23 protein-coding genes, 1 tRNA gene and 1 pseudogene are annotated in these 26014 nt (G+C 66.7%); 14 read left to right on the top strand and 11 right to left on the bottom strand.

Annotated elements, in window-relative coordinates:
* Window positions 1-15: 15 nt before the first annotated feature.
* The 4 genes and pseudogenes from FFI87_RS16685 to FFI87_RS16670 all read right to left on the bottom strand — a co-directional run.
* Window positions 16-243, bottom strand: coding sequence for a hypothetical protein (locus FFI87_RS16685; RefSeq protein ID WP_012365013.1), 228 nt, complete (start codon window positions 241-243; stop codon window positions 16-18).
* Window positions 244-252: 9 nt separating this feature from the next.
* Window positions 253-618 carry a hypothetical protein gene (locus FFI87_RS16680; protein ID WP_012365012.1) on the bottom strand — a complete coding sequence of 122 codons (366 nt, stop codon included), beginning with the start codon at window positions 616-618 and terminating at the stop codon, window positions 253-255.
* Between the two features lie 450 nt (window positions 619-1068).
* The gene (locus FFI87_RS16675; protein ID WP_138846954.1) at window positions 1069-2457 is read right to left on the bottom strand and encodes an FAD-dependent oxidoreductase; all 1389 of its coding nucleotides are present in this window, start codon (window positions 2455-2457) and stop codon (window positions 1069-1071) included.
* Window positions 2458-2580: 123 nt separating this feature from the next.
* Window positions 2581-2879: pseudogene (locus tag FFI87_RS16670) on the bottom strand (2-aminoethylphosphonate--pyruvate aminotransferase); the annotation flags it as partial.
* Window positions 2880-3032: 153 nt separating this feature from the next.
* Here FFI87_RS16670 and phnA point away from each other — a divergent pair.
* Together phnA and phnY are read left to right on the top strand one after the other, a co-directional pair.
* On the top strand, window positions 3033-4271 hold the full coding sequence (gene phnA / locus FFI87_RS16665; RefSeq protein WP_138846955.1) for a phosphonoacetate hydrolase: 1239 nt from the start codon (window positions 3033-3035) through the stop codon (window positions 4269-4271).
* A gap of 28 nt (window positions 4272-4299) precedes the next feature.
* Window positions 4300-5754: a phosphonoacetaldehyde dehydrogenase gene (phnY, locus tag FFI87_RS16660; RefSeq protein ID WP_138846956.1), complete on the top strand. Its 1455-nt coding sequence runs from the start codon at window positions 4300-4302 to the stop codon at window positions 5752-5754.
* Window positions 5755-5787: 33 nt separating this feature from the next.
* Here the strand turns inward: phnY and FFI87_RS16655 are convergent, their stop codons facing one another.
* A complete protein-coding gene (locus FFI87_RS16655; RefSeq protein WP_138846957.1) occupies window positions 5788-6591 on the bottom strand; it encodes an alpha/beta fold hydrolase in 804 nt (267 codons plus the stop codon).
* An 81-nt stretch (window positions 6592-6672) separates the two neighbouring features.
* On the opposite strand from FFI87_RS16655, the gene FFI87_RS16650 reads away from it, so the two are divergent.
* The gene (locus tag FFI87_RS16650; RefSeq protein ID WP_138846958.1) at window positions 6673-7287 is read left to right on the top strand and encodes a CGNR zinc finger domain-containing protein; all 615 of its coding nucleotides are present in this window, start codon (window positions 6673-6675) and stop codon (window positions 7285-7287) included.
* Between the two features lie 39 nt (window positions 7288-7326).
* Here FFI87_RS16650 and FFI87_RS16645 read toward each other — a convergent pair whose 3' ends face one another.
* Together FFI87_RS16645 and FFI87_RS16640 are read right to left on the bottom strand one after the other, a co-directional pair.
* Window positions 7327-8376 (bottom strand): DUF3592 domain-containing protein, encoded by a 1050-nt coding sequence (locus FFI87_RS16645; protein ID WP_138846959.1) that lies wholly within the window; start codon window positions 8374-8376, stop codon window positions 7327-7329.
* Window positions 8377-8565: 189 nt separating this feature from the next.
* A tRNA-Lys gene (locus FFI87_RS16640) sits at window positions 8566-8641 on the bottom strand.
* Between the two features lie 191 nt (window positions 8642-8832).
* Here FFI87_RS16640 and FFI87_RS16635 point away from each other — a divergent pair.
* A complete protein-coding gene (locus tag FFI87_RS16635) occupies window positions 8833-9237 on the top strand; it encodes a PaaI family thioesterase (RefSeq protein ID WP_011658242.1) in 405 nt (134 codons plus the stop codon).
* A gap of 8 nt (window positions 9238-9245) precedes the next feature.
* Window positions 9246-10112, top strand: a complete 867-nt coding sequence (locus FFI87_RS16630; protein WP_012365005.1) for a patatin-like phospholipase family protein — start codon at window positions 9246-9248, stop codon at window positions 10110-10112.
* A gap of 48 nt (window positions 10113-10160) precedes the next feature.
* Here FFI87_RS16630 and FFI87_RS16625 read toward each other — a convergent pair whose 3' ends face one another.
* Complete coding sequence (locus FFI87_RS16625; protein WP_011658240.1) at window positions 10161-11174, bottom strand: D-2-hydroxyacid dehydrogenase family protein; 1014 nt, start codon at window positions 11172-11174, stop codon at window positions 10161-10163.
* A gap of 430 nt (window positions 11175-11604) precedes the next feature.
* Between FFI87_RS16625 and FFI87_RS16620 the strand changes: the two genes are divergently transcribed.
* Window positions 11605-12654, top strand: a complete 1050-nt coding sequence (locus tag FFI87_RS16620) for a LysR family transcriptional regulator (protein ID WP_011658239.1) — start codon at window positions 11605-11607, stop codon at window positions 12652-12654.
* 132 nt (window positions 12655-12786) lie between these two features.
* Here FFI87_RS16620 and FFI87_RS16615 read toward each other — a convergent pair whose 3' ends face one another.
* The 3 genes from FFI87_RS16615 to dprA form a co-directional block, all read right to left on the bottom strand.
* A complete protein-coding gene (locus FFI87_RS16615) occupies window positions 12787-15384 on the bottom strand; it encodes a DNA topoisomerase III (protein WP_138846960.1) in 2598 nt (865 codons plus the stop codon).
* Window positions 15385-15575: 191 nt separating this feature from the next.
* Window positions 15576-15956, bottom strand: a complete 381-nt coding sequence (locus tag FFI87_RS16610) for a thioredoxin family protein (protein WP_138846961.1) — start codon at window positions 15954-15956, stop codon at window positions 15576-15578.
* Between the two features lie 36 nt (window positions 15957-15992).
* Window positions 15993-17306, bottom strand: a complete 1314-nt coding sequence (gene dprA / locus FFI87_RS16605; RefSeq protein ID WP_186381708.1) for a DNA-processing protein DprA — start codon at window positions 17304-17306, stop codon at window positions 15993-15995.
* 186 nt (window positions 17307-17492) lie between these two features.
* Here dprA and def point away from each other — a divergent pair, with 186 nt between their 5' ends.
* From def to esaR, 8 genes are all read left to right on the top strand, one after another.
* A complete protein-coding gene (gene def, locus FFI87_RS16600) occupies window positions 17493-17996 on the top strand; it encodes a peptide deformylase (protein ID WP_012365002.1) in 504 nt (167 codons plus the stop codon).
* A 33-nt stretch (window positions 17997-18029) separates the two neighbouring features.
* Window positions 18030-19013, top strand: a complete 984-nt coding sequence (fmt, locus tag FFI87_RS16595) for a methionyl-tRNA formyltransferase (RefSeq protein WP_138846963.1) — start codon at window positions 18030-18032, stop codon at window positions 19011-19013.
* A 110-nt stretch (window positions 19014-19123) separates the two neighbouring features.
* Window positions 19124-19765: a LysE family translocator gene (locus FFI87_RS16590; protein WP_012365000.1), complete on the top strand. Its 642-nt coding sequence runs from the start codon at window positions 19124-19126 to the stop codon at window positions 19763-19765.
* A gap of 98 nt (window positions 19766-19863) precedes the next feature.
* The gene (htpX, locus tag FFI87_RS16585; protein ID WP_006750073.1) at window positions 19864-20721 is read left to right on the top strand and encodes a zinc metalloprotease HtpX; all 858 of its coding nucleotides are present in this window, start codon (window positions 19864-19866) and stop codon (window positions 20719-20721) included.
* A 176-nt stretch (window positions 20722-20897) separates the two neighbouring features.
* Window positions 20898-22286, top strand: a complete 1389-nt coding sequence (rsmB, locus tag FFI87_RS16580) for a 16S rRNA (cytosine(967)-C(5))-methyltransferase RsmB (RefSeq protein ID WP_138846964.1) — start codon at window positions 20898-20900, stop codon at window positions 22284-22286.
* Window positions 22283-22876 (top strand): DUF4390 domain-containing protein, encoded by a 594-nt coding sequence (locus tag FFI87_RS16575; protein ID WP_011658232.1) that lies wholly within the window; start codon window positions 22283-22285, stop codon window positions 22874-22876. Before rsmB ends, FFI87_RS16575 begins: the two co-directional genes overlap by 4 nt.
* On the top strand, window positions 22866-25280 hold the full coding sequence (esaS, locus tag FFI87_RS16570) for a sensor histidine kinase EsaS (RefSeq protein ID WP_105834808.1): 2415 nt from the start codon (window positions 22866-22868) through the stop codon (window positions 25278-25280). The genes FFI87_RS16575 and esaS overlap by 11 nt, the downstream gene beginning before the upstream one ends.
* Window positions 25281-25982: a response regulator transcription factor EsaR gene (gene esaR / locus FFI87_RS16565; RefSeq protein ID WP_011658230.1), complete on the top strand. Its 702-nt coding sequence runs from the start codon at window positions 25281-25283 to the stop codon at window positions 25980-25982.
* Window positions 25983-26014 lie beyond the last annotated feature (32 nt).

Below are 26014 nucleotides of genomic sequence, written 5' to 3'. Positions count from 1 at the left end.
TCGTGCCTGACGGGCTCAGCCTCGGTCGAAATTGACGATGTCGGAGCCGAATGCGGCAATCGCCTTTGGGGTGATTTCGTCCCTGACGATTCTCAGCAGGACGAGGTCGTTGCCGTAATCGGCCACGGTGTCCTCGTCGTCGGATGTGTCGCAGATCTCGGCCCAGTGCTTGTCCGTCTCGGCAAGCGCCTCGAGGAGGATTTTGACCTGACTGGCTGTTAGCTCGAGTTTGATGGTTTCCATATGAAGCTCCTATTTTTTGTTGAATTCCCGTGTGGCGGACATGGCCATTTCTTCAAGAAGCCCCTTGTATTTGTCAAGAGGCATGCTCCTTGACGGAGCAATAACATAGTGGTCCTTTCCATCTGCAACGATCTTCAAATCGCCGGGAACATAAGCCCCTTTTTTGAAGCGCCACACCCATCCGCCAACAGGGCGATGCTTGATGCCGTCGGCAGTGAAGAGACTGATTCCTCTTCCGTTTGACTGCACGACGTCGATGCCGTTGATCTGAACGACAGTTATATCTTTAGGTCGAATATGAGTCAATCTCGGGCTTGTTGAATTGCCGAGGCGATAAAGATCCTCGCTTAATAGAAAACAATCGGAAGGTAGCATGCTATTCCTTATTAATATAACGAGGAATAAATGTTAGCAAGGGATTTTTTTGGGATGGCGAATCTCGTTATTTAAATTCAATTTAATTGCACGGCGGGTGCCGATTCTGGTGGAGCTCCTTGTTCAGCAGCGTTTCGGAAGTCCCGACGGCGGCAGATGATTGCTTTATCAAGCACGTGAGCCATCAAGACATCTCGTTCAAGTAGCCGTGGGCGTCTTGAAGCGTGTTTTTTGAAAAAATGAAAACCACTGCGCTCACTTCGTGAAAAAGTGCCGACAAACAATCGTAGTTGTCTCGGTCCACTTTGAAGGTTTGCGACGTACTTGTAGGTCCACTCAGCGGATAAATATCGCAGCATGACGTGCTGCCAGCATCGCCCGGCAGATCACCGCGTCGGGGTGAACGTCACGACAGCCGCCTCGGCAACGCGGGCGACGGCTCATCACGCCTCAAGCCTTATCCGCCTTCCCCGCCGCACCCGCAAACTTCGCGAGCCACGTATCGACAGCCGACGGCTGCCGGTTCTCGTCCTCCGCGCGCTCCTTGCGTCGAATCGCATTGCGCACGACGTGCGCGCCGACATAGCGGATTGGCTCCGGCGGGAAATGGCCGAGCGGGCCGCGCGCGATCGGGCTGCGCGTCCACGCGTTGTCGAGGCCGAGCACCAGCGACGACAGGATCTGGCCGCCCATGTACGTTGGCCCCACCCCATTGCCCGAATAACCGAAGCCATAGAACACGTTCGGTGCGTCGTCGAGGCGGCCGAAGAACGGGAAGCCCGTCACCGAGCGGTCCGACGGACCGTTCCAGCTCGCGGTGATCGGCACGCCGGCAAGCGACGGGAAGAAGTCGCGCAGGCTCCGCGTGAGCTGCGCCTCGTACGGCGAGCGCCGGTCGAACACCGGCGCGATGCGGCTGCGCCAGGAGAACGTATTGCCGCCCTTGCCGAGCATCAACCGACCGTCGGCCGTCGTGCGGTAGTAGTACACGAAGATGCGCGAATCGAGCACCGACACGCCGTCCACGAGCCCGGTCTGCTCGAGCAGCTCCGGGCATTTTTCGGTGATGACCATGTCGCTCGACACGACGGCGATCGTGCGTTCGAACTGCGGGAAGCGGCTCGCCATCCACGCGTTGATCGCGAAGACCAGCTTGCCCGCGCGCACGCTGCCCGACGGCGTGCGCACGACGGCCGGCTGCCCCGGCGTGAAGTCGACGAGCGGCGTACGCTCGTGGATCCGGATCCCCATGTCGAGCGCGACGCGGCGCAGCCCGCGCACGAGCTTGCCCGGATGCACGGTCGCGGCGATCGGCGAGTACACGCCGTCGAGATTGCGGGCCGAGCCCGAGCGGCGCGCGACTTCGGCGGCCGGCAGCGGTTCGTAGCTGTGGATGCCGCACGCGGCGAGCGCGTCGAGCACCGGCGCGAGCGTGCCGATCTGCGCGCGCGACGTCGCCGTGTACAGCGTGCCGTCGAGCCGCAGTTCGGCACCGATGCGATGCGCTCGGCAGAAGTCGGCGATGTGCTGGACGGCCGCCTCCGACGCCTTCACGAGCCGGATCGCTTCCGCTTCGCCGAACAGCCGGCGCAGCGTCATGAATTTCGCGGACCACGTGAGCAGGCACCCGCCGTTGCGTCCGCTCGCGCCGGCGCCGCACAGATCGGCCTCGAGTATCACGATGTCGAGCGCCGGGTTCTGCTGCTTCGCCTGGATCGCGGTCCAGAGCCCGGTGAAGCCGCCGCCGACGATACAGACGTCGGCCTGCGTCGCGCCCTGCAGCGCGGGGGCGAGGTCGCCGTCGTTGAACAGTGCTTGTTCGATCCAGAAGGGTCGCATCGGGTGTCGTGCCGGTAAGAGTCGGGTTGCCGTGCCGCGCACGGCGGGAAAACGAATGCGAAACCGCCGCACGGCGGCGCGCGGCGATGAGGCGCGCGCCGCGATACGGCCGGGTGCGTCGCGTCAGGCCGGCGCTTCGGCGGACACGCGGCGCACGCCCATCGCCTTCAGCGTGTCGGCGATCGCGGCGACCGCGCCCGGAATGCCGGCTTCGCCGAAGTGGCCGATGCAGCCGACGCGGAACGTGTCGACTTCGGTCAGCTTGCCCGGATACAGAATGTAGCCGCGCTTTTTGACCTCCTGATAAAACCGTCCGCCCCGCGCGGCGAGCCCCCTTCGTCGACGTATTGCGCAACGGCCGCGTGGCGCGCCGCGACCACGTGCGTCGACGGCGCGAAGCGCCATTGCGTCGTGCGCTGCATCCTCGTTGCGTCCACATTCTGCTTGCTGTTCTCTGCCTATTGTTGACAATCTACAAATACTCAATTTTAATGTCAAGCATGGAAAACACCCCCATCGGCGCGGAGCGGGCGCCGACGACTCACCCCCTCTTCGAACCGAAAGGAATGAACGTCATGACTGAAACGCCTGTATCCGTGGAAGTGAACGGCCGCCGCTACAACTGGATGAGCCGCCCCGTGGTGGTGGTGTGCGTCGACGGCTGCGCCCACGAATATCTCGAGATGGCGGCCGAGGCCGGCGTCGCGCCGTTCCTGCGCACGCTGCTGAAGCCGGGCACGGCGCTCAAGGGCGAGTGCGTGGTGCCGAGCTTCACGAACCCGAACAACCTGTCGATCGTTACCGGCGTGCCGCCGGCGATCCACGGGATCAGCGGCAACTACTTCTACGATCGCGACACCGGCGCCGAGGTGCTGATGAACGATCCGAAGTACCTCGTCGCGCCCACCGTGCTCGCCACCTTCGCCGAGCGGGGCGCGCGCGTCGCGGTCGTCACCGCGAAGGACAAGCTGCGCCGCCTGCTCGGCAAGGGGCTCAAGGGCATCTGCTTCTCGTCGGAGAAGGCCGACGAGGCGAGCATCGAGGAAAACGGCATCGACAACGTGCTCGAGTTGGTCGGCAAGCCGGTGCCGAGCGTGTACAGCGCCGACCTGTCGGAATTCGTGTTCGCGGCCGGCGTGCGCCTGCTCGAGACGCGGCCGATCGACCTGATGTACCTGTCGACGACCGACTACGTGCAGCACAAGTGCGCGCCCGGCACCGACGGCGCGAACGCGTTCTACCAGATGATGGACACGTATCTGAAGCGGCTCGACGAGCTCGGCGCGATCGTCGCGATCACGGCCGACCACGGGATGAACGCGAAGCACGACGGCGAGACCGGCGAGCCGAACGTGATCTACCTGCAGGAGCTGTTCGACGCGTGGCTCGGCCACGACGCGGCGCGCGTGATCCTGCCGATCACCGATCCGTACGTCGTGCACCACGGTGCGCTCGGCTCGTTCGCGACCGTCTACGTGCCGGCTTCCGCCGACGTCGACGCGCTGCGCGCGCGGCTCGCCGCGGTGGACGGCATCGAGGTCGTGCTGACGGGCGCCGAAGGCTGCGCGCGCTTCGAGTTGCCGCCCGACCGGATGGGCGACCTGATCGTGATCTCGAAGCAGGACGTCGTGCTCGGCACGCGCCGCATCAAGCATGACCTGTCGGGGCTCGACGTGCCGCTGCGCTCGCACGGCGGGATCTCCGAGCAGATCGTGCCGCTGATCTTCAGCAAGCCGGTCGCGACTGACGTCACGAGCCGCGCGCGGCTGCGCAACTTCGACATCATCGACATCGCGCTCAACCATCTGCAGTGACGCGGACGCGTCCGCCAGGGAGATACTCATGAACGCCATTGCAGCATCGACGGTTGCCCGCGAGCTTCATCATGAAGCACTGCGAATCGACGGTGAAAGAATCCATCGCGACGCGGTGATCGAGGTGCGCAACCCGTACGACGGCGCGCTCGTCGGCACCGTGCCGAAGGCGACGCTCGACGACGTGCGGCGCGCGTTTGCGGTCGCGCGTGCGTACCGGCCGTCGCTCACGCGCCACGAGCGCGCGGCGATCCTGCGCCGCGCGGCCGACATCGTGCGCACGCGCACTGCCGAGATCGCGGCGCTGATCACGGCCGAGGCCGGGTTGTGCGTCAAGGATTCGACGTATGAAGCCGGGCGCGTCGCCGACGTGCTCACGTTCGGCGCGGGCGAAGTGCTGAAGGACGACGGGCAGATCTTCTCGTGCGATCTGACGCCGCACGGCAAGAAGCGCCGCGTGTACACGCAGCGCGAGCCGCTGCTCGGCGTGATTTCCGCGATCACGCCGTTCAACCATCCGATGAACCAGGTCGCGCACAAGGTCGTGCCGTCGGTCGCGACCAACAACCGGATCGTCGTGAAGCCGTCGGAGAAGGTGCCGCTGTCGTGCTACCTGTTCGCGGACATCCTGTACGAAGCCGGCCTGCCGCCGCAAATGCTGCAGGTGCTGACCGGCGACCCGAAGGACATCGCGGACGAGCTGATCACGAACCCGGCGATCGACATGATTACGTTTACCGGCGGCGTGTCGATCGGCAAGTCGATCGCGGCGCGGATGGGCTACCGGCGCGCGGTGCTCGAGCTGGGCGGCAACGACCCGATCATCGTGATGGAGGACGCGGATCTCGACGAGGCGAGCACGCTCGCCGTGTCGGGTTCGTACAAGAACTCGGGGCAGCGCTGCACGGCGATCAAGCGGATGCTCGTGCACGAGGCGGTGGCCGATCGCTTCACCGAGCTGGTCGTCGAGAAAACCCGGGCGTGGGCGTACGGGAATCCGGCCGATCCGTCGGTCGATATGGGCACGGTGATCGACGAGGCGGCCGCGAAGTTCTGCGAGCAGCAGGTGAACGATGCGATTGCGCGCGGGGCGCGGCTGCTGGTCGGCAACGTGCGCGACGGTGCGCTGTACTCGCCGACCGTCGTCGATCGCGTGACGCCCGACATGCCGCTCGTGAAGTACGAGACGTTCGGCCCCGTGTCGCCGATCATGCGCTTTCGCGACATCGACGAGGCGATCCGGATGTCGAACAGCACCGACTATGCGTTGTCGTCATCGGTCTGCACGAACCGCTTCGACAGCATCACGCGCTTCATCACGGAGCTCGAGGTCGGCAGCGTGAACGTGCGCGAGGTGCCGGGCTACCGGCTCGAGCTGACGCCGTTCGGCGGCGTGAAGGATTCGGGCCTCGGCTACAAGGAGGGCGTGCAGGAAGCGATGAAGAGCTTCACGAATACGAAGACCTACTCGCTGCCCTGGTAAGCGGCACCGCACGTTGCACTCGCGCCGATGCGCCTACCGGTCGAGCACGGCGGCGACGATCGCCTCCGGCGCATCTTCCTGGACCAGATGACCGGCGCGCGGCACCCTGATCAGCCTGCCGTTCGCGATGCGATCGGCCAGCGCCTGCCCCTGTTCGAGCGGAATCCACCGGTCGTCCTCGCCCCAGACGATGCGCACCGGAAAGTCCGGCGGCGCGTAGCGGGCCTCCGCTTCCTCGATGTAGCGCTGGCGCATCTGCGCGATTTGCCGATAGAACGCGGCCTGGCCCGCGGGCGTGAGCCATGGCGCGCGGTAGATCGACAGCACGTCGTCGCTCAACGGCTGCGCGACCGCTTGGCCGATATAGGCCGACACGAGCGCGTGATGCGCATAGGCCGGCAACCCGGTGAACGCGGCCTCGTGCTGCGCGACATGCCGCACGAACGGCGAGCCCTGCGGCGCGATCGCGACGGGATTCACGAGCGTCAGGTCGGAATACGCGATGCCGTCGAGGAAATGCGCGCGCAGCACCGTCGCGCCGCCGTAGTCGTGCGCCAGCACGCGCGGGCGCGAAATCTTCCATTCGTCGAGCAGCGCGCCGAACAACACGTTCTGCCGGCCGAGCGATACGTCCGCGTCGGGCATGTCGGACTGGCCGTAGCCGAGCAGGTCGTAGAAGAACACGCGATGGCGCCGCGCGAGCCACGGCGCGATCCGGCGCCACACCTGCGATGAAAACGGCGTGCCGTGCACAAGCACGAGCGGCGGCCCTTCGCCGAGCGTGCCCCAAGCGATCCGGTGACCTTCGAAATTGAAGCGATTGGCGAGATCGAGCATCGGTACCTCCGTGCTAACCTGTATTGGTTGTTAACAGGTTACGCCGGTTCGTCCGGATATGAAACCGATAGGTGCAAATAAATGGTTACTCGATACGAGCCTGCGCGACAGGCGCACGCATGGCGCGCGGCTGACTTCGTCGGCGGCCATCCGGCGCTCGACTTCCTGAACACGGTGGCCGACACGGGCAAGACGCGCGACGAGGACAAACTCGTCGACTGGCCGGCCGTGCGTGCGTGGGCCGCGAAATCCGGGTTGCTGGCGGCGGCCGACCTGACACGGTTTCTGCGTCATCCGCGGCAGGACGGCGCCGACGAGCTGGCTGCGCTGCACGGCTTTCGCGAGGATGCGTATGCGGCGCTCGCGTACCTGACGGCCGGCGACGGCGGCAGCGTCGGCGCGCGAGCGGCCGACCGGCTCGCCGTGGCGATTCGCGATGCGATCGGGCGCAGCACGTTCGAGGCCATCGACGGCCGCTTCGCGTGGCGCCCCGATGCGCGCGCCGCGTCGCGCTGGATCGACGCGGCCGCGCTCGGGTTCGAGCATCTGCTGCGCGGTGACGATTTCGCGCGTGTGCGGCAGTGCGGCCGCTGTACGTGGTTCTTCATCGATCGCGGCCGCGGCGTCGGGCGACGCTGGTGCGACATGCGTACGTGTGGGAACCGCGCGAAGGTGGAGGCGTTCAGGGAGCGGTGAGGCGGGGGCCGCGGTGTCGGCGGCCCGGTTCGTTGTTGGTCATTCAGCGATTTCGTGCGGCCGATGGTCGGGCCACAGGGTGCCGGCAATGAACAACCCGGCCGCCAGGAACGGCGCGCCGATCGCGAACAGGATCGCCGTGAGCGCCCACCGATCCCAGAACCGGTCGACGACCGCGCGCTCGGGCGTGACGGGGTCGTACAGCACGTCGACGATCTCGCCTTCGTACAGCCCGGGATTCGATGACGCCGAGCCTTGCGCGAACGTGACCTGGCGGCCGCTGTCGGTCTTGAACGCGATGCTCACCGAGTAGAGCGACGTGCGGGCGGGCGGCGAGTGGGCCGTTTCGGCGATCTCGACGACATGGCCGGTCGAGCGCGCGTAATGGCGGTCGATCTGCCACTGGCGCAGCCCGACAGCGCCGGCGCCGGCCAGGAAACCGGTGCCGATCGCGATCGGGATCAGCACGATCGCGATGTTCCAGCGGCGCCGCATCGCCTTGCGGTCGGCCGGTGCGGAAAACGCGTCGGCTTGCCGGGTGCGGCGCTCGTTCACGTACAGCAGGCTGCCGATCGCAAGCGACGCGAGCGCGAGCAGGGCGGGCGCCGCGACGGGAAACCAGCGTTGCGCGAAATCGTCGATCAGCGCGGGACGGTTCGGATGGTCGGGGTCGATCAGGACGTCGACGCTTTCGCCGATGTCGTAAGCCGGCACCATCGACGCGGTATTGCCGGCGACTTCGCGGCGCCGGCCGTCGTTCGCGAGATAGGCGACGATCGGGCGATATGCACGCATCGCGTCGCTGTCCTGCACGATGCGCACGACCGTGCCCGGCGCGCGGACCAGATGGCCGACCGCGCCGCCCGCGGTGACGGCGAGCGCGGCCGCGGCCACGAGCAGCGCAATGCCGAGCGCGAACGCGACGAGTGCGTCCTTACGCAGCATGACCGGCTTCGCTTCGTGCGTCGGGTGATGCATCCGGATGCGATCGGGTGGAGGGTGCGACTCGACGTGCGCACCGATATCGGCGTGACCATGGCCTCTGAATGGTCGCGTCTCGCTCACATGATTCCATGTTCGACGTCCCATGCTCTCTCAGTGCCGGCGGCGATACGGCGATCACCGTGCCGGTTGTGTGATATTTGTCGGACGATTCTAGCGGGAAAGCGCGGGAGCGGGGCATGTATGTATGCGCATGCCGTGCAGCGGGAGCGCCGTGCGGGCGCCCGGAAATGGAAAAAGCCCGGTTAGCTTTCGCTAACCGGGCTTCGGAATTCCTGGTGGGGCGTGAGTGACTCGAACACTCGACCTACGGATTAAGAGTCCGCTGCTCTACCAACTGAGCTAACGCCCCCAACAGAAGAAAGATTATGCACGGGTATTTCGGTCTTTGCAACACCTTTCTGCGAATTTCCCGAAAATATTTCGTCACCCCGACCGCGGCCGTCCGTGCGGCGGCGAGCGATCGCAGTTGGCGCGCTCCCGGTATGATGACGTCCACACCTGTTGCGCGGCGGTCGCGCAACGTTTTCTGGACATTCGAAGATGGACGAAAACGCAGTCCGCGAATTGCTGGATCGCCTGCTGGCCCCGTGGGTCCGCTCGCTCGGTCTGGTCCCCGTATCGATCGGCGACGACAGCGTGACGATGCGTCTGCCGTTTTCCGGCGAATTCCGTCATTCGGGCGGCATCATCTGCGGCCAGGTGTTCACGGCCGCCGCCGACACCGCGATGGTGGTCGCGATCTCCGTATCGCTCGGCGAATTCCGGCCGATGACGACCGTATCGCTGAACACGAACTTCATGCGTCCGGTGCGCAAGGGCGACGTGCTCGTCACCGCGCGCGTGCTGCGGATGGGCCGCAACCTGGTATTCGGCGAAGTCGAACTGTTCGACGAGGACGGCAAGATGGCCGTTCACGCGACGTCGACCTACGCGCTCGTCAGCTGAGCGGCGCGATGTTCGACCAGATCGTCTTCGCGGGAGGCGGCAATCGCTGCTGGTGGCAGGCCGGCTTCTGGGATGTCGCGCAGCCGGCGCTCGGTTTGCGCCCGCGCGTGATCGCCGGCATCTCGGCCGGCGCGGCGACCGCCTGCATGCTGTATACGCGCGACGCCGCGTGGGTGATGCGCTATTACGAGGAAGCACTGCGCCACAACCGCAAGAACGCGTACTGGGGCAACCTGTTCGGGCGCGAGCCCGTGTTTCCGCATTACCGGATCTACCGCCAGGCGCTGCTCGACATCTACGGCGAGCCGTTCGCGCAACTCGCCGACGCGCCGGAAATCCGCGTCGGCGTGTCGCACGTGCCGCGCTGGCTCGGCGCGCGCAGCGCGGTCGCCGCGGGCCTCGTCGCGTACAACATCGAAAAGTACGTGCGCAAGACGCTGCATCCGACGCTCGGGCGCACGCTCGGTTTCCGGCCCGAGTTCGTGCGCGCGCAGGCCTGCACGAGCGTCGACGAACTCGCCGACCTGATCCTGCAGTCGTCGTGCACGCCGCCGTTCACGCCGGTGCTGCGTCGCGGCGGCCGGCCGGTGCTCGATGGCGGCATGGTCGACAACGTGCCGGTCGGCGCGCTCGACCCGTCGCCGGGCGACGTGCTGGTGCTCGTCACGCGGCTGTATCCGCGCCCGCAGATGTTTACGGTCGCGCACGGCGAGCAGCGGCGGCTCTATGTACAGCCGTCGAGCAAGGTGCCGATTTCGAGCTGGGATTACACGAGTCCGTCGCAGATGCGGCATGCGTACGATCTCGGGCGGCGCGACGGCGAGCATTTCCTCACGCGCGTCGACGCGATGACAGGCGGCCGCGTGGCTGCCTGAAGGCGGGAAGGGAGAACCGGGCCGCGCGGCGGGCGCGGCCCGCGCCGGTCAGCGCACGCGGCGCGGCGTCAGCGCTTCCGGGTTGACCACGCTCGACATGTCGCCCTGGTCGAACGCGAGGATGTTCCGGAACGCCGCGCTGAAATAGAGCTCGTAGCTTTCGCGTTCGACGTAGCCGATATGCGGCGTGCAGATCACGTTTTCCATCCGCAGCAGGCTGTAGCCTTGCAGGATCGGCTCGCTTTCGAACACGTCGATCGCGACCATCCCCGGACGGTTGTGCGACAGCGCGTTCACGAGCGCGTTTTCCTCGAGCAGCTCCGCGCGGCTCGTGTTGACGAGCAGCGACGTCGGCTTCATCCGCATCAGGTCTTCCTGCTTGACGATCCCGCGCGTGTCGTCGTGCATGCGCAAGTGCAGCGACAGCACGTCGCTCTGCTCGAACAGCGCTTCGCGGCTTTCGGCGGCCGTGTAGCCGTCGGCGCGCGCGGCCTCGAGTGAATGCTCGCGGCCCCAGATCAGCACGTTCATTCCGAACGCCTTGCCATAGCCGGCGACCAGCCGGCCGATCTTGCCATAGCCCCAGATGCCGAGCGTCTGGCCGCGCAGCACCTGGCCCAGGCCGAAGTTCGGCGGCATGGCCGACGTCTTCAGGCCCGACTGCTGCCACGCACCCTGCTTCAGGTTCGCGACGTATTGCGGAATGCGGCGCTGGGCGGCCATCACGAGTGCCCAGGTCAGTTCGGCCGGCGCGACCGGCGAACCCGTGCCCTCGAGCACCGCGATGCCGCGGTCGGTACACGCTTCGAGGTCGATGTGGGTCGAGATACGGCCGGTCTGGCTGATCATGCGCAGGTTCGGCAGCTTGGCGAGCAGTTGCGACGAAATCGGCGTGCGCTCGCGAATCAGCACGAGCGCCTCGACTTCCGCGAGACGGCTCGCGAGCTGCCCCAGGCCGCGCACCGTGTTGTTGAAGACCTTCACGTCGTGCTCGGCGAGCATCTCGAAGCAGTTCAGCTTGCGGACGGCGTCCTGGTAGTCGTCGAGAATGGCAATTTTCATGATCAGCGGGAGTCGCGCGTTGAAAGCGGCGGCGGTGGCGGCGGCGCGCGTGTGGCGCACCCGTCCCGCCCGGCCGGGGCCGACATGATGCTACGTCGGTGTCCGTCATGGTGTCTTTTTAACAGGTTGTTACGCTCCGCCGCAATCGTGCCGGCCTGATGCGGCGCCGCTCCCGTGCCAGGAGGCGGGTTGCGCTGTTGTGTCGCACCAAATACGTCCTTTCTGATTCGCCCGTTTACCCGACGAGGTTCACCCAATTGTTGCTTCGATCAGAATAATTGGATCATCCGTTCGCGATGAGTGAGGATTTTTGACTATTTTTATCGTCAACGGCCACCTTGTTGAGCAACTCTGCATCATTTCCGCTGTCGTAGGAGAATTACGCATAGGCTTCAACTTTTTGAAGTTGTAACAGCGGCAGGAGTCGTTTATGGATCATTTGCAGTCGATGCGCGTGTTCGTCAAGGTTGCGGATCTCGGCAGTTTCGCGCGGGCCGCGAGTGCTATGGATATCTCCAACGCGGTCGCGACACGTCACGTCGCCGATCTGGAGGGCCGCCTCGGCACACGGTTGCTGAACCGCACCACCCGCAGCCTTTCGCTGACGGAGTCGGGCCAGGTCTATCTGGAGCGGGCGCGCCAGATTCTCGATGAGCTCGAGGATGTCGAACAGATGGTCGTCGCGCGCAATCACGAGCCGGTCGGCACGTTGCGCATCGTCGCGCCGGTCGTGTTCGGCCTGCATAACCTTGCGCCCGTCCTGCAGTCGTACACGGAGAATTTCCCGAAAGTCGTGCCGGATCTGACGCTGGTCGACCGCCAGGTCGATCTCGTCGAGGAAGGTTTCGACGTCGGCATCGTCGTCACGCGCCAGATGCGCAGCGCGAGCATCGTCACGCGGCGCCTGACCACGGGCTGCATGACCGTGTGCGCGACGCCGAGCTACCTGGAAAAGCATGGCGTGCCGACTCATCCGGAACAACTCGCCGAGCACCCGGCGCTGAGCCTGCCGACCGAATACTGGGGCGACGAGCGCGTGTTCACGGGGCCCGACGGCGAGGTGCGCGTGCGCCCGACCAACGTGATCGTCGCCAATAACACCGCGATGCTGCGTCAGTTCGCGCTGCTCGGGATGGGCGTCGCGATCCTGCCGAGCTACCTGATCGGCGGCGACATCGCGCGCGGCGCGCTGGTGCGGTTGCTGCCGGATTTCCGGCTGCCGCAGGTCGAGATCAACATCGCATACCCGAGCCGGCGCCATCTGCCCGCGAAGGTGCGCACGTTCATCGACCACCTCGTCGAATATTTCAGCCACGCGACCGACGCGGTGATTGGCGAACAGTGGGCCGCACAGAGTGCGATGCCGGCGCCGATCGGCGTCGAGATGCGTGCCGAGCAGCCCGAATCGACCGACCCGAACCTGCAGCCGCGCGTCGCGCGTTCGGCGCGCCCGCGCGTCGCGGTGCCGTCGCCGCTGTAACGGCGCGGCGGCCGCGCACTGACGCGGCCCCGGCGCCAAAAGAAAAAACGCGGATCGAGCGATCGATCCGCGTTTTTTATCGCCGTTTGACCGGCGTGCGATGCGCCGGGGAACTCCCCGGCGGCCGGGGCGTTACGAGCCCGTCTTGCGCGCCGTTGTCTTGCGGGCGGCGGTCTTGCGGGCTGGTGCCGGTTTCTCGTCGGCGCCTTCCGTCACGGTTTCAGCATCCTTCGTCGCCGATTTCGCCGTCTTCTTCGCGGCAGCCGCCTTCGGCTCCTTCTTTTCGAACTCGAAACCGATCTTGCCGTCCGGCTGCTTCACGAGGAACGCCTTGAAGTTGCGGCCCGTGCGCGACGACTTGAAGTTCGGCATCAGATCCGTTCGACCGTCGGCGAGCAGCTTGGCCATCTGATCGCGCGTGATTTCCTGCTGCAGGATCACCTTGCCCGAACGGAAGTCGCAGGTCTTCGGATTCGCGACCGAGTGCTCGCACACATAGCTCATCCCGTGTTCGAACACGCGGCCGTTGCATTTCGGGCACGCGCCGACCGGTTCCTGCTCGGAGAAGTCGGGCGCCTCGCCTTCCTCGCCGCCCTGGTCCTGGCCGAAGTCGAACTCGAGCTTGTAGTTCTTCGTTTCGTCGTCGAACGACAGCTTCAGGATCGCCGAGAACGGACGGCCCATCTTGCTGCGGAAACCGGACAGCGGACCGATGGTCTTCTGCTGCAGCAGTTCCTCGACTTCCGCGATCTCGAACTGCCGGCTGCCCGGAATCTTCGAGATCGAGAACTCGCACTTCGTGCACGCGAAGCGGCGGTAGTTTTCCTTCACCTGGCCGCCGCAGTTCGGGCACGGCGTCTCGAGCGTCGCGTAATCGCCGGGGATCGTGTCGGAATCGTATTCCTTCGCGCGCTTGACGATCTGCTGCGTCATGCGGGCGATTTCCTGCATGAACGCGTCGCGCCCGAGGTTGCCGCGCTCCATCTGCGACAGCTTGTATTCCCATTCACCGGTGAGTTCGGGCGCGGTCAGTTCCTTCACACCGAGCCCGCGCAACAGCGTCATCAGCTGGAATGCCTTCGCGGTCGGGATCAGCTCGCGGCCTTCACGGACGAGATATTTTTCGCCCAACAAGCCTTCGATGATCGCCGCGCGCGTGGCCGGCGTACCGAGGCCCTTCGCGGCCATCGCCTCGCGCAGCTCGTCGTCCTCCACGAGCTTGCCGGCGCCTTCCATCGCGGACAGCAGCGTCGCTTCCGAGTAGCGTGCGGGCGGCTTGGTGACGAGCGCGACGGCGGCGATCTCGTCCGTCTTCACCTTCTCGTCCTTCTGCACCGGCACGAGGTTCGCGTCCGCGCCTTCGGCGTCGCGGCCATACACCTGCAGCCAGCCCGGCTCGACGAGCACCTTGCCTTCGGTCTTGAAGTGATGGCCGGCGACTTCGGTGATCCGCGTCGTGACACGGAATTCGGCTGCCGGGAAGAACACCGCGAGGAAGCGCTTCACGACCATGTCGTACAGCTTCTGCTCAGGCTCGGACAGCGACTTCGGCGCCTGCAGCGTCGGGATGATGGCGAAGTGGTCGCTGATCTTCGAGTTGTCGAAGATGCGCTTGTTCGGCTTCACCCAGCCCTGGTCGAGCACCCGCTTCGCATGCGGCAGGTAGTTGTGACTCTCCTTGAGCATCTCGAGCGTGGACTGCACCGTCGAAATGTAGTCTTCCGGCAGCGCGCGCGCGTCGGTACGCGGGTACGTCAGCACCTTGTGCTTTTCATACAGCGCCTGCGCGAGGCCGAGCGTGTTCTTCGCGGAGAAGCCGAAGCGGCTGTTCGCCTCGCGCTGCAGGCTCGTCAGGTCGAACAGCAGCGGCGACAGCTGGGTCGACGGCTTCGATTCCTCGGAGACCGTGCCGACCTGGTCGCGGCATGCGGCGACGATGGTTTCGGCGGCCGGCAGGCTCCACAGGCGGGAATCGCGCCTTTCCGGATCGAACTCGTCCCGCTTGAATTTCGGGTCGTACCACTTGCCTTCGTAGAAGCCGCTCGCGCATGCGAACGCGGCCTTCACTTCCCAGTAGTCGCGCGGGACGAAGCGGCGGATTTTCTCTTCACGTTCGACGACGATCGACAGCGTTGGCGTCTGAACGCGACCGACGGTCGTCAGGAAGAAGCCGCCACCCTTGCTATTGAACGCAGTCATCGCGCGGGTGCCGTTGATCCCGACGAGCCAGTCGGCTTCGGAACGGCAGCGGGCGGCGTCGGCGAGCGGCTGCATGTCGGTGTCGCTGCGCAGGTGCGCGAAACCGTCGCGAATCGCCTGCGGCGTCATCGACTGCAGCCACAGGCGCTGGACCGGCTGCTTCGCCTTCGCGTGCTGGACGATCAGGCGGAAAATCAGTTCGCCCTCGCGCCCCGCGTCACATGCGTTGATCAGGCGGTCGACGTCCTTGCGCTTCATCAGCTTGGTAAGGACCTTCAGGCGCGATTCGCTTTTTGCGATCGGATTGAGGTCGAAATGCGGGGGGATGACGGGCAGATGAGCGAAGCTCCATTTGCCGCGCTTGACCTCGTACTCTTCCGGGGCGGCGATTTCCAGCAGGTGGCCGACCGCGGACGAAAGGACGAATTCGTCGCTTTCGAAGTATTCGTCATGCTTGGTAAAGCCGCCCAAAGCGCGCGCGATGTCGTTCGCGACAGAAGGCTTTTCCGCAATGATCAGAGCTTTGGACATGACAGGTGTGTGTTGGTAGACCGGGTTCGCCGGCGTGGGTCCCTTTTACGACGGCTTTATAGCACACGCCGCGGCGACGGCGGCGCGGCGTGTAAAAAGCGGCTCATCATAGAGGGGGCCCGCAATGGCGGCAAGCGCCCGGCCTGGCGGCACGCGCAAGGTCGCGCGACGCCGCCTGGCCGGTGCGCGGTTTACGCCTCGACGTTCAGGATATTGCGCAATTTCGGTGCGTGCGGCGCGCCGGGTACCGCGCTCAGGTCGGACAGCATCCGTTCGACGATCGCCGCGTGCGGCAGCACCGTGCCGAAGAAGCGCGCGGTGTTCGCGTCCTCGATCAGGATCGTCGGGAAATTCTCCACGTCGAGATCGTCGAGCCGGTCGGCGTGGGTTTCGATGTCGATCCACGCGAAGCAGGCGTCGGGATGGGCGTCGGCGAGCTGGTCGAAGGCCGTCTGGTAGTCGCGGCAGGTGCCGCACCACTCGGCGCACAGGCAGGCGACCAGCAGCGTGTCGGGATCGGCGAGGCGCTCGGCGATCCGATCGGCATCGGTGTCGAGATTCAGCGCGGGCATGGAATTCCTTGGGTAACGTCGGCGGCACGGCCGCCCCTATTCGGGGGAATGTAGCACGCCGCACGGGGGCGGGGTGGGGGGCGCGTCAAGCCGTGCGAAGCGTCCGCCGGCCACGCTCGCGACGCGGCCAGCCAGTTCGAGCGCGAGTAGCGCGCTATGCAGCACGTCGTCGGACAGGCCGCTGTGCTCGGCGAGCCACTCGTAGGTCACGGGGCCGTATCCCAGTGCGGCCAGCACGGATCGTTCGGCGGGGGTGTCGGGTGGTACGCCTTCGCTTGCGACGGACGTGGTGGCCGCCACGGCGGAGCCGGCCTTCGCGGCAGGCTCGCCCATGCGTTGCTCTGCGGTGCCGGCTGCGTCGGCGTTATCGGGGCTCGATCCCGAATGCTGGGCGATGTGAGCAGCCGCTTCGCCCAGCCCGTATTCCTCGAGCACGTCGAGCGGCGCAGCGGTGAGCTTCGCGCCGTCGCGGATCAGCGCGTGGCAGCCCTGCGCGAGCGGCGCGTGGATCGAGCCCGGCATCGCGAACACGTCGCGGCCGAGCTCGTTCGCGAGCCGCGCGGTGATCAGCGAGCCGGAGCGCGGCGCGGCTTCGACGACGAGCGCGCCCACGGCGAGTGCGGCGATCAGCCGGTTGCGCTGCGGGAAATGCGACGCCCGCGCGGGCGTGCCGAGCGGCCATTCGGACACGAGCGCGCCGCGCGCGGCGATCTCGTGCGCGAGCGTGCGGTGCCGCGCCGGATAGACGAGGTCGGCGCCCGTCGCGATCACCGCGATCGTGCTGGCGCGGCCGGCGAGCCCGCCGCGATGCGCGGCGCCGTCGATGCCGAGCGCGAGGCCCGAGACGATCGCGAGCCCCGCATCGGACAGCGCATGCGCGAAGCGCGTTGCGTCGGCGAGCCCTTGCGGCGTCGCGTGGCGGCTGCCGACGACGGCGAGCCCCCGTGCGTGCAGCAGGTCGAGCCTGCCCTTTACATATAGCAGCGGCGGCGGATCGTGCAGGTCGCGCAGCCGCGGCGGATAGACCGGATCGTTGAGCGTGACGATCGCGTTGCCCGGTGCATCGAGCCACGCGAGCGCGGCATCGGTGCGCGCGTCGAGGTCGTGCTGCTCGCTGGCGCGCACCGCCCGCGCGGCGGCTGCGCTGCTCTCCGCGCAGATGGCCTCGTCGGATGCGCGCAGCAGCGCGGCCGGCGAGCCGAATGCGTCGAGCAGCGCGTGCAGCACGGCAGGCGGGAGGCCCGGCGCATGCGCGAGCTGCAGCCACGCGCGCAGCGCGGAAGGGGTCAGCGCTTGCGGGGACATGAGGTTCCCCTCGAATGCGACGGCCAGCGAACGGCGTGGCGCCATGATAAAATTTTCATCATCCGAAATACTTGACAGGGCCGCGCGCCATCGGCGTCCGGCCATTTGCAGGAGGCATGACCTGCGGCATTGATATGCCGCGCGTCCGCCTCATCTTCATTGCATCCCGGCAGTGGCGCCAGCCGGCCGGATGGCCGATGCGGCCCGCCGCTCCACCGAATACCGAACACCATGGCATTGCTGAACATTCTTCATTACCCCGACAAGCGGCTGCACAAGGTCGCCAAGCCCGTCGCCAAGGTCGACGACCGGATTCGCAAGCTTGTCGCCGACATGGCCGAAACCATGTACGCGGCGCCGGGCATCGGCCTCGCGGCGACGCAGGTCGACGTGCACGAGCGCGTGATCGTGATCGACATCTCCGAGGAGAAGAACGAGCTGCGCGCGTTCATCAATCCCGAGATCATCTGGTCGAGCGACGAGAAGCAGATCTACGAGGAGGGTTGCCTGTCGGTGCCCGGGATCTACGACGAGGTCGAGCGTCCCGATCACGTGCGCGTGCGTGCGCTCAACGAGCAGGGCGAGACCTTCGAGCTCGACTGCGAGGGCCTGCTGGCCGTGTGCGTGCAGCACGAGATGGATCACCTGATGGGACGCGTGTTCGTCGAATACCTGTCGCCGCTGAAGCAGACGCGCATCAAGACGAAGATGAAGAAACTCGAACGCGCGATGTGACGCGTATTCGCCAAGCCCGCTCCCGAACGCTTTATGACCCATACGTTGCGCGTGATTTTTGCCGGCACGCCGGAATTCGCCGCGGCCGCACTCGCCGCGATCCACGAGGCCGGTTTTCCGGTGCCGCTCGTGCTCACCCAGCCCGATCGCCCTGCCGGGCGCGGGATGAAACTGCAGGCGAGCGCCGTGAAGCGCTATGCCGTCGAGCACGGGATGCCCGTCGCGCAGCCGCCGTCGCTGCGCCGCGCGGGCAAGTACCCGGCGGAGGCGGCCGACGCGATCGAGCTGCTGCGCACGACCCCGCACGACGTGATGGTGGTCGCCGCGTACGGCCTGCTGCTGCCGCAGGAGGTGCTCGACATTCCGCGCGCCGGCTGCATCAACATCCATGCGTCGCTGCTGCCGCGCTGGCGCGGCGCCGCGCCGATCCACCGCGCGATCGAGGCCGGTGACGCCGAGACGGGCGTCACGCTGATGCAGATGGACGTCGGCCTCGACACCGGCGCGATGATCGACGAAGCGCGCGTCGCGATCGCGCCCGACGATACGACCGCCACCCTGCACGACCGGCTGGCCGCCGACGGCGCGCGGCTGATCGTCGACGCGCTGGTGCGGCTCGAGCGCGACGGCGCGCTGCCTGCCACCCCGCAGCCGGCCGACGGCGTGACCTATGCGGAAAAGATCGGCAAGCACGAGGCGGCGCTCGACTGGCGCCAGCCGGCCGACGTGCTCGCGCGCCAGGTGCGCGCGTTCGACCCGTTCCCGGGCGGCGTCGCGACGCTCGACGGCGCGGCCATCAAGCTTTGGGCGGCCGAGCCCGTGGCGGCGCGCGGCGACGCGGTGCCCGGCACGATCGTCGACGCGGCGCCCGAAGGCGTGATCGTCGCGTGCGGCAGCGGTGCGCTGCGCGTCACGCAACTGCAGAAGCCGGGCGGCAAGCGGTTGCCCGCGCGCGAATTCCTGGCCGGCTCGCCGCTCGCCGCAGGCCAGCGCTTCGCGTTGCCCGACGGGGCCTGAGCGTTATTCGACCTGACCTGCCGGCCGCGCGCAATCGGCCGAACGGCCGAGTCGCACGGCGCCGCAGGCGCGCGTAGAATTTCCCTGCGCTGTCCGGTTTCGAGGTCTTCATGCTTGGCATCACCCATTTCGGCTTCTTCGTGTTCGCGGTGTTCCTGCTGAACATCACGCCTGGCCCCGACACGGCCTACATCGTCGGCCGCAGCGTCGCCCAGGGGCGCGGCGCGGGGCTGATGTCGGCGTTCGGCATTTCGGCCGGCTGCTGCGTTCACGCGCTCGCATGCGCATTCGGCCTGACCGCGTTGCTGGCGGCATCGGCCACCGCGTTCACGGTGATCAAGCTGGTCGGCGCCGCCTACCTGATCTACCTCGGCGTGCGGATGATCGTCGCGCGGCAGGCCGCCGAGCCGTCGGGCGCCGCAGCCGCGCAGGGCACGGCCGCAAAGCCGCTGCGCCAGCTGTTCATGCAGGGTTTCTGGACCAACGTGCTGAATCCGAAGGTCGTGCTGTTCTTCGTGTCGTTCTTCCCGCAGTTCGTGTCGGCCGACAGTCCACACAAGGCTTGGGCATTCCTGACCCTCGGCGCGGTATTCGTCGCGATGAGCACGGTGTGGACCAGCCTCGTCGCGTGGGTCGCGGGCAGCGTCACGCAGCGCTTTTCCGGCAAGCCGGGCGTCAAGAAGTGGCTCGACCGTACGGTGGGCAGCGCTTTCGTCGGGCTGGGCCTTCGTCTTGCAACATCGCAACGCTGAGATTGAATTTTTCGCGCAAGACCTTATCTAACAAATCGCTTACAATTTTCCACCGCGCCCTGTGATGCGGCGGGTCCCCTGACGGATAAGGAGTGGGTATGTTCAATTGGGTCAAAACGGCGATGCTGATGGCCGGGATCACGGCCCTGTTCATCGTGATCGGCGGCATGATCGGCGGCACCCGCGGCATGACGATCGCGCTGCTGTTCGCGCTCGCCATGAATTTCTTCTCGTACTGGTTCTCCGACAAGATGGTGCTGCGCATGTACAACGCGCAGGAAGTCGACGAGAACACGGCGCCGCAGTTCTACCGGATGGTGCGCGAGCTTGCCACGCGCGCGAACCTGCCGATGCCGCGCGTCTACCTGATCAACGAGGACGCGCCGAACGCGTTCGCCACGGGCCGCAACCCGGAGCACGCGGCGGTCGCCGCGACGACGGGCATCCTGCGCGTGCTGTCCGAGCGCGAGATGCGCGGCGTGATGGCGCACGAGCTCGCGCACGTGAAGCACCGCGACATCCTGATCTCGACGATCACCGCGACGATGGCGGGCGCGATTTCTGCGCTGGCCAACTTCGCTATGTTCTTCGGCGGCCGCGATGAAAACGGCCGTCCGGCCAACCCGATCGCGGGGATTGCGGTCGCGCTGCTCGCGCCGATCGCCGGCGCGCTGATCCAGATGGCGATCTCGCGGGCGCGCGAATTCGAGGCCGATCGCGGCGGCGCGCAGATCTCCGGCGATCCGCAGTCGCTCGCCACCGCGCTCGACAAGATCCATCGCTATGCGGCGGGCATCCCGTTCCAGGCGGCCGAAGCGCATCCGGCCACCGCGCAGATGATGATCATGAACCCGCTGCACGGCGGCGGCCTGCAGAACCTGTTCTCCACGCACCCTGCGACCGAGGAGCGCATCGCGCGTCTGATGGAGATGGCGCGCACCGGCCGCTTCGACTAACTCGCGTCGCATTTGCACCTCGCCCCGCACGCCTCGCGCTGCGGGGCGTTTCATTTGTGCGTCCCGTAAAGGGGCCGCATGGCCTCACGCTACAATGCGCGGTTTGGAATCGCGGCGGCCGCGCACGGCCGCAGGGTTCCCGCCGCTCGCGGCGCCCGTTTGCCGATTTTGCTCCGATGACACGAACCCGTTCCTCCGCTCCGTCTTCCTCCGGCCGCCCCGCGCGCCTGTCCGCGCTGCGTCTCGCGCCCGATTCGCTGGGCTTCGCGCTCGACGCGGCCGCGCAGGCAGTCGATGCGGTGCGGCGCGGTACCGCGCTGCCGGCGGCACTGGCCGCGGTGTTCGCGCAGATGCCGGCCGATGCGCAGGCGCTGGCGCGCGGCGCGACGCAGGACGTCGCTTACCGGACGATGCGGCGCCTCGGCAGCGCGGACTGGCTGATCGGCCGGCTCGTTGGCAAGGCGCCGCCCGCGCACGTGCAGGCGGTACTCGCCGCCGCGCTTGCGCTGCTGCTCGATCCGGAGGAGACGGCCGCGTATCCGGCGTTTACGATCGTCGACCAGGCCGTGACCGTGATCGGCGCGCGGCGCGAATTCGCGTTCGCGAAGGGGCTGGTGAACGCGGTGCTGCGCCGTTTCCAGCGTGAGCGCGACGCGCTCGTCGCGGCGCTGCAGGACGATCCGGTCGCTCGCTGGAACTACCGTCCGTGGTGGATCGATGCGGTGAAGCGCGCATGGCCGGACACATGGCAGGCGATCCTCGCGGCCGGCGAGCGCCAGGGGCCGCTGACGCTGCGCGTGAACGCGCGCCGCGCGAGCGTCGACGCGTATCTCGACACGCTGCGCGCGAACGGGATCGACGCGACCGCGATCGGCCGCCATGCGGTGCGGCTCGCATCGGCGCTGCCGGTCAATCGCATTCCGGGCTTCGCGGACGGCGTCGTGTCGGTGCAGGATGCCGGCGCGCAGCTCGCCGCCGAATGGCTCGGCGCGCGTGACGGCATGCGCGTGCTCGATGCATGTGCGGCACCGGGCGGCAAGACCGGCCATATCCTCGAGCTGGCCGGCGCTGAGGTCGTTGCGCTCGAAAGCGACGCGACCCGCGCGGCGCGCATCGGCGAGAACCTCGCGCGCCTGTCGCTCGCGGCGGACGTGTGCGTCGGCGATGCCGGCGCGCCGGATGCGTGGTACGACGGCCGGCCGTTCGATCGCATCCTCGCCGACGTGCCGTGCTCGGCGTCGGGCATCGTGCGCCGTCATCCGGACATCCGCTGGCTGCGCCGCGAAGCCGACATCGCGGCACTCGTCGCGGAACAGCGTCGCATCCTGACGGCGTTGTGGCCGCTCGTGAAGCCGGGCGGCGAACTGCTCTACGTGACCTGTTCGATCTTCCCCGAGGAGGGCGAATTGCAGGCCCGCTGGTTTGAAGCGGCCTGTGAAGATGCGGTACGATTGGACGCGCCCGGCCAACTGCTGCCGGGCGGCGTGCCCGCCGGAGCGGCCGGCGCACTCGACCAGAACACCGATCACGACGGATTTTTCTACGCGCGGTTTCAGAAACGGTGACGATCAAACACCTTTTTCCACTTCGGCTTGCGGCCGTCCTGCTGGTCGCATTGGCGCTGTGCCTGACTGTCGTTCGGCCGGCGCGCGCCGCCGAGTCGATCGCCGTGCAGCGCGCATCGCTGCAGGCTGACGGAAGCGGCTGGAGCCTCGATGCCCGCTTCGATTTCGAGCTGAACCCGAACCTCGAGGATGCCGTCAACAAAGGCATCCCGCTCTACTTCACGACCGACTTCGAACTGAGCCGCGCGCGCTGGTACTGGTTCGACGAGCAGCCGGTGTCGGTGTCGCAGACGATCCGCCTGTCGTTCCAGCCGCTCACGCGCGAGTACCGCGTGTCGACGGGCGGGCTGCAACTCGGCTTCCCGTCGCTGAAAGACGCGCTCGCGGTCGTCCGCCACATCACGTCGTGGCACGTGATCGATCGCAACCAGGTGCGGGCCGGCGAAACCTACATGGCCTCGGTGCGCATGCAGCTCGATACGGCGCTGATGCCGAAGCCGTTCCAGGTCGACGCGGTGAACAACCGCGACTGGACGCTCGGCTCGGACTGGAAGCGCTTCAACTTCACGGTGACCGAACGTGCTAAATAAAGTGCGCCGCGCGGCCAGCGGGAAGAGCCTCCTCGTTCGCGTGATCGTAGCGACCGTCGCGCTCACCGCGCTGCTGCTGCTCGTGCTGCTCGCGGCCGCGAGTGCGAACACCGAGTTCTTCGATCGCTACTACTCGTGGCTGTACGCGATGAACATCATCGTCGCGCTCGTGTTCCTGCTGGTGGTGCTCGGGCTGATCGGGATGATCGTCGTGCGCCTGAGGAAGGGCAAGTTCGGCACGCGGCTGCTCGCGAAGCTCGCGGTGTTCTTCGCGCTCGTCGGCGTGGTGCCGGGCGGGATCATCTACATCGTGTCGTACCAGTTCGTGTCGCGCAGCATCGAGTCGTGGTTCGACGTGAACGTCGAGACCGCGCTGACGGCCGGCCTGAACCTCGGCCGCGGGATGCTCGACGCGTCGCTGTCCGACCTGCAGACGAAGGCGCGCCTGATGTCCGACCAGCTCGCGAGCGTCGATGCGAACACCAACGGCACGACGCTCACGCTCTTGCGCCTGCGCGACCAGTTCGGCGTGCAGGACGCGACGATCGTCGAGCCGAGCCGCGGCGGCTCGGGTGCGGCGCCCGACCTGCACATCGTTGCGCAGGCATCGGGCAATTTCGCCGTGCTGATTCCGGACGACCTGCCCACGCCGCTGATGCTGAGCCAGGCGCGCGAACATGGCGCCTACGCGGCGATCGAGGGCGAAGTCGACGGCGACCCGCGCGCGCACGGCGCGAAGGGCGCGTTGCGGCTGCGCGTCGTGCGGCCGATCCCCGACGCGACGACGTCGCTGCTGCAGCCGGCGGAGCGCTTCCTGCAGCTCACGCAGCCGGTGCCGCCCACGCTCGCGCACAACGCCGACGCGGTGCAGCGCGCGTATCGCGAGTACCAGGAAAAAGCGCTCGGCCGCACCGGGCTGCGCAAGATGTATATCGGCACGCTGACGCTCGCGCTGTTCCTCGCGACTTTCATCGCGATGATGCTCGCGCTCGCGCTCGGCCAGCAGCTCGCGCGGCCGCTGTTCCTGCTCGCGCAGGGCACGAAGGAGATCACCGAAGGCGACTACACGCCGAAACGCGAGATCAAGTCGCGCGACGAGCTCGGCTTCCTCACGCAGTCGTTCAACGCGATGACGCGTCAGCTGTCCGAGGCGCGGCTCGCGGTCGAGAAGAACCGGATCGCGCTCGAGCACTCGAAAACATATCTCGAAAGCATCCTCGCGAACCTGACCGCCGGCGTGTTCGTGCTCGACCGCCAGTTCCGGCTGACGACGGCCAACCGCGGCGCCGAGCGGATCTTCCGGCAGCCGTTCGGCGCGATGATCGGCACGGCGCTCGACCGGATCGACGTCGTCGCGGAATTCGGCGCGATGGTGCGCAAGGCATTCGCCGATCGCGAGGCGGCTTCCGACGGCGCCAGCGGCGATCGCGGCCACTGGCAGCAGCAGTTCGCGGTCGAAGTGCCGGGCGAAGCCGATCCGCTGACCTTGCTCGTGCGCGGCACGCGCCTCGTGTCGACGGTGGAGGGGGAGGCCGACGATCCGCAGACGTCCGGCTACGTGGTCGTGTTCGACGACATCTCCGACGTGATTTCCGCGCAGCGTTCCGTTGCATGGGGCGAGGTCGCGCGGCGGCTCGCGCATGAGATCAAGAACCCGCTGACGCCGATCCAGCTGTCGGCCGAGCGGCTGCAGATGAAGCTGTCCGACAAGCTCGCGCCGCCCGATGCGGACGTGCTCAAGCGCGGCGCGACGATGATCGTCAATCAGGTGGCCGCGATGAAGCGGATGGTGGACGACTTCCGCGAATATGCGCGCACGCCGCCGGCGGTGCTCGGCAACCTGCAGTTGAACGAACTGGCGAGCGAGGTGCTCGGGCTGTATGGTGTCGGCGAAGGCAAGAGCGCGATCGTCGCCGAACTCGCGCCGTCGCTGCCGGTGATTCGCGGCGACGCGACGCAATTGCGCCAGGTGATTCACAACCTGCTGCAGAATGCGCAGGATTCGGTTGCGGAAGTCGCGCATCCGCGTGTGTTGATCGAAACCAAGACAGTAGAATATGGCGATCCCGACGCCGAGGGCAAAACGCGCGTCGCGGTACGTCTTACCGTGTCCGACAACGGGCCCGGTTTTCCGGCACGCATCCTGACCCGTGCGTTCGAGCCTTACGTGACGACGAAGGCGAAGGGCACGGGGCTCGGATTGGCCATGGTCAAGAAAATCGTCGACGAGCACGGCGCGCGGATCGATCTGCGCAATCGCATGCACGGCGAGACCGTCGAGGGTGCGCAGGTGTCGATCCTGTTCCTGCAGATGGCGAGCGATACGCCAGGCGCCGAACCCGGCGCGCAGGTCGGGACGGCCCCCGCTAAGACAAAAGCAAGTGTGCAGACAAAGGCAGCGTAAATGGCAACCATCCTGGTGGTAGATGATGAAATGGGCATCCGGGAATTGCTCTCGGAAATCCTCAGCGATGAAGGACATGTCGTCGAGGCGGCGGAGAACGCGCAGGCCGCGCGGGAATACCGTCTGAATCAGGCGCCCGATCTCGTGCTGCTCGATATCTGGATGCCCGATACCGACGGCGTCACGCTGCTCAAGGAATGGGCGGCGCAGGGCCTGTTGACGATGCCCGTGATCATGATGTCCGGGCACGCGACGATCGACACGGCCGTCGAGGCAACGAAGATCGGCGCGCTCGATTTCCTCGAGAAGCCGATCGCGCTGCAGAAGCTGCTGAAGTCGGTCGAGCACGGTCTCGTGCGCGGCGCGGCGCCGGTGTCCGTCAACGCGGCGGCGAAGGCCGGCGTCGGCCAGGCTTCGGGCCCGGCGGCGGTCGCGTCCGCGGCCGCGCTGCCGACGCTCGGCGACGACATGGCCGCGGCCCTGGGCCTCGCGGGCCAGACGGCCGCGATTCCGTTCGACATCCCGTTGCGCGAAGCGCGCGATGCGTTCGAGCGCGCGTACTTCGAATATCACCTCGCGCGCGAGAACGGCAGCATGACGCGCGTCGCGGAGAAGACGGGCCTCGAGCGCACGCACCTGTATCGCAAGCTCAAGCAGCTGGGCGTCGAGCTCGGCAAGAAGCCGTCGGAAGGCGCCGCGTAAAATATTTTGCGAAAACTACTTGCGCAAAGTAA

It is taken from the genome of Burkholderia sp. KBS0801, assembly GCF_005937855.2.
GTDB classification, from domain to species: Bacteria; Pseudomonadota; Gammaproteobacteria; order Burkholderiales; family Burkholderiaceae; genus Burkholderia; species Burkholderia ambifaria.
Note: the sequence above shows the minus strand (reverse complement) of the source record. Positions and strands in the feature narration are given on the sequence as shown.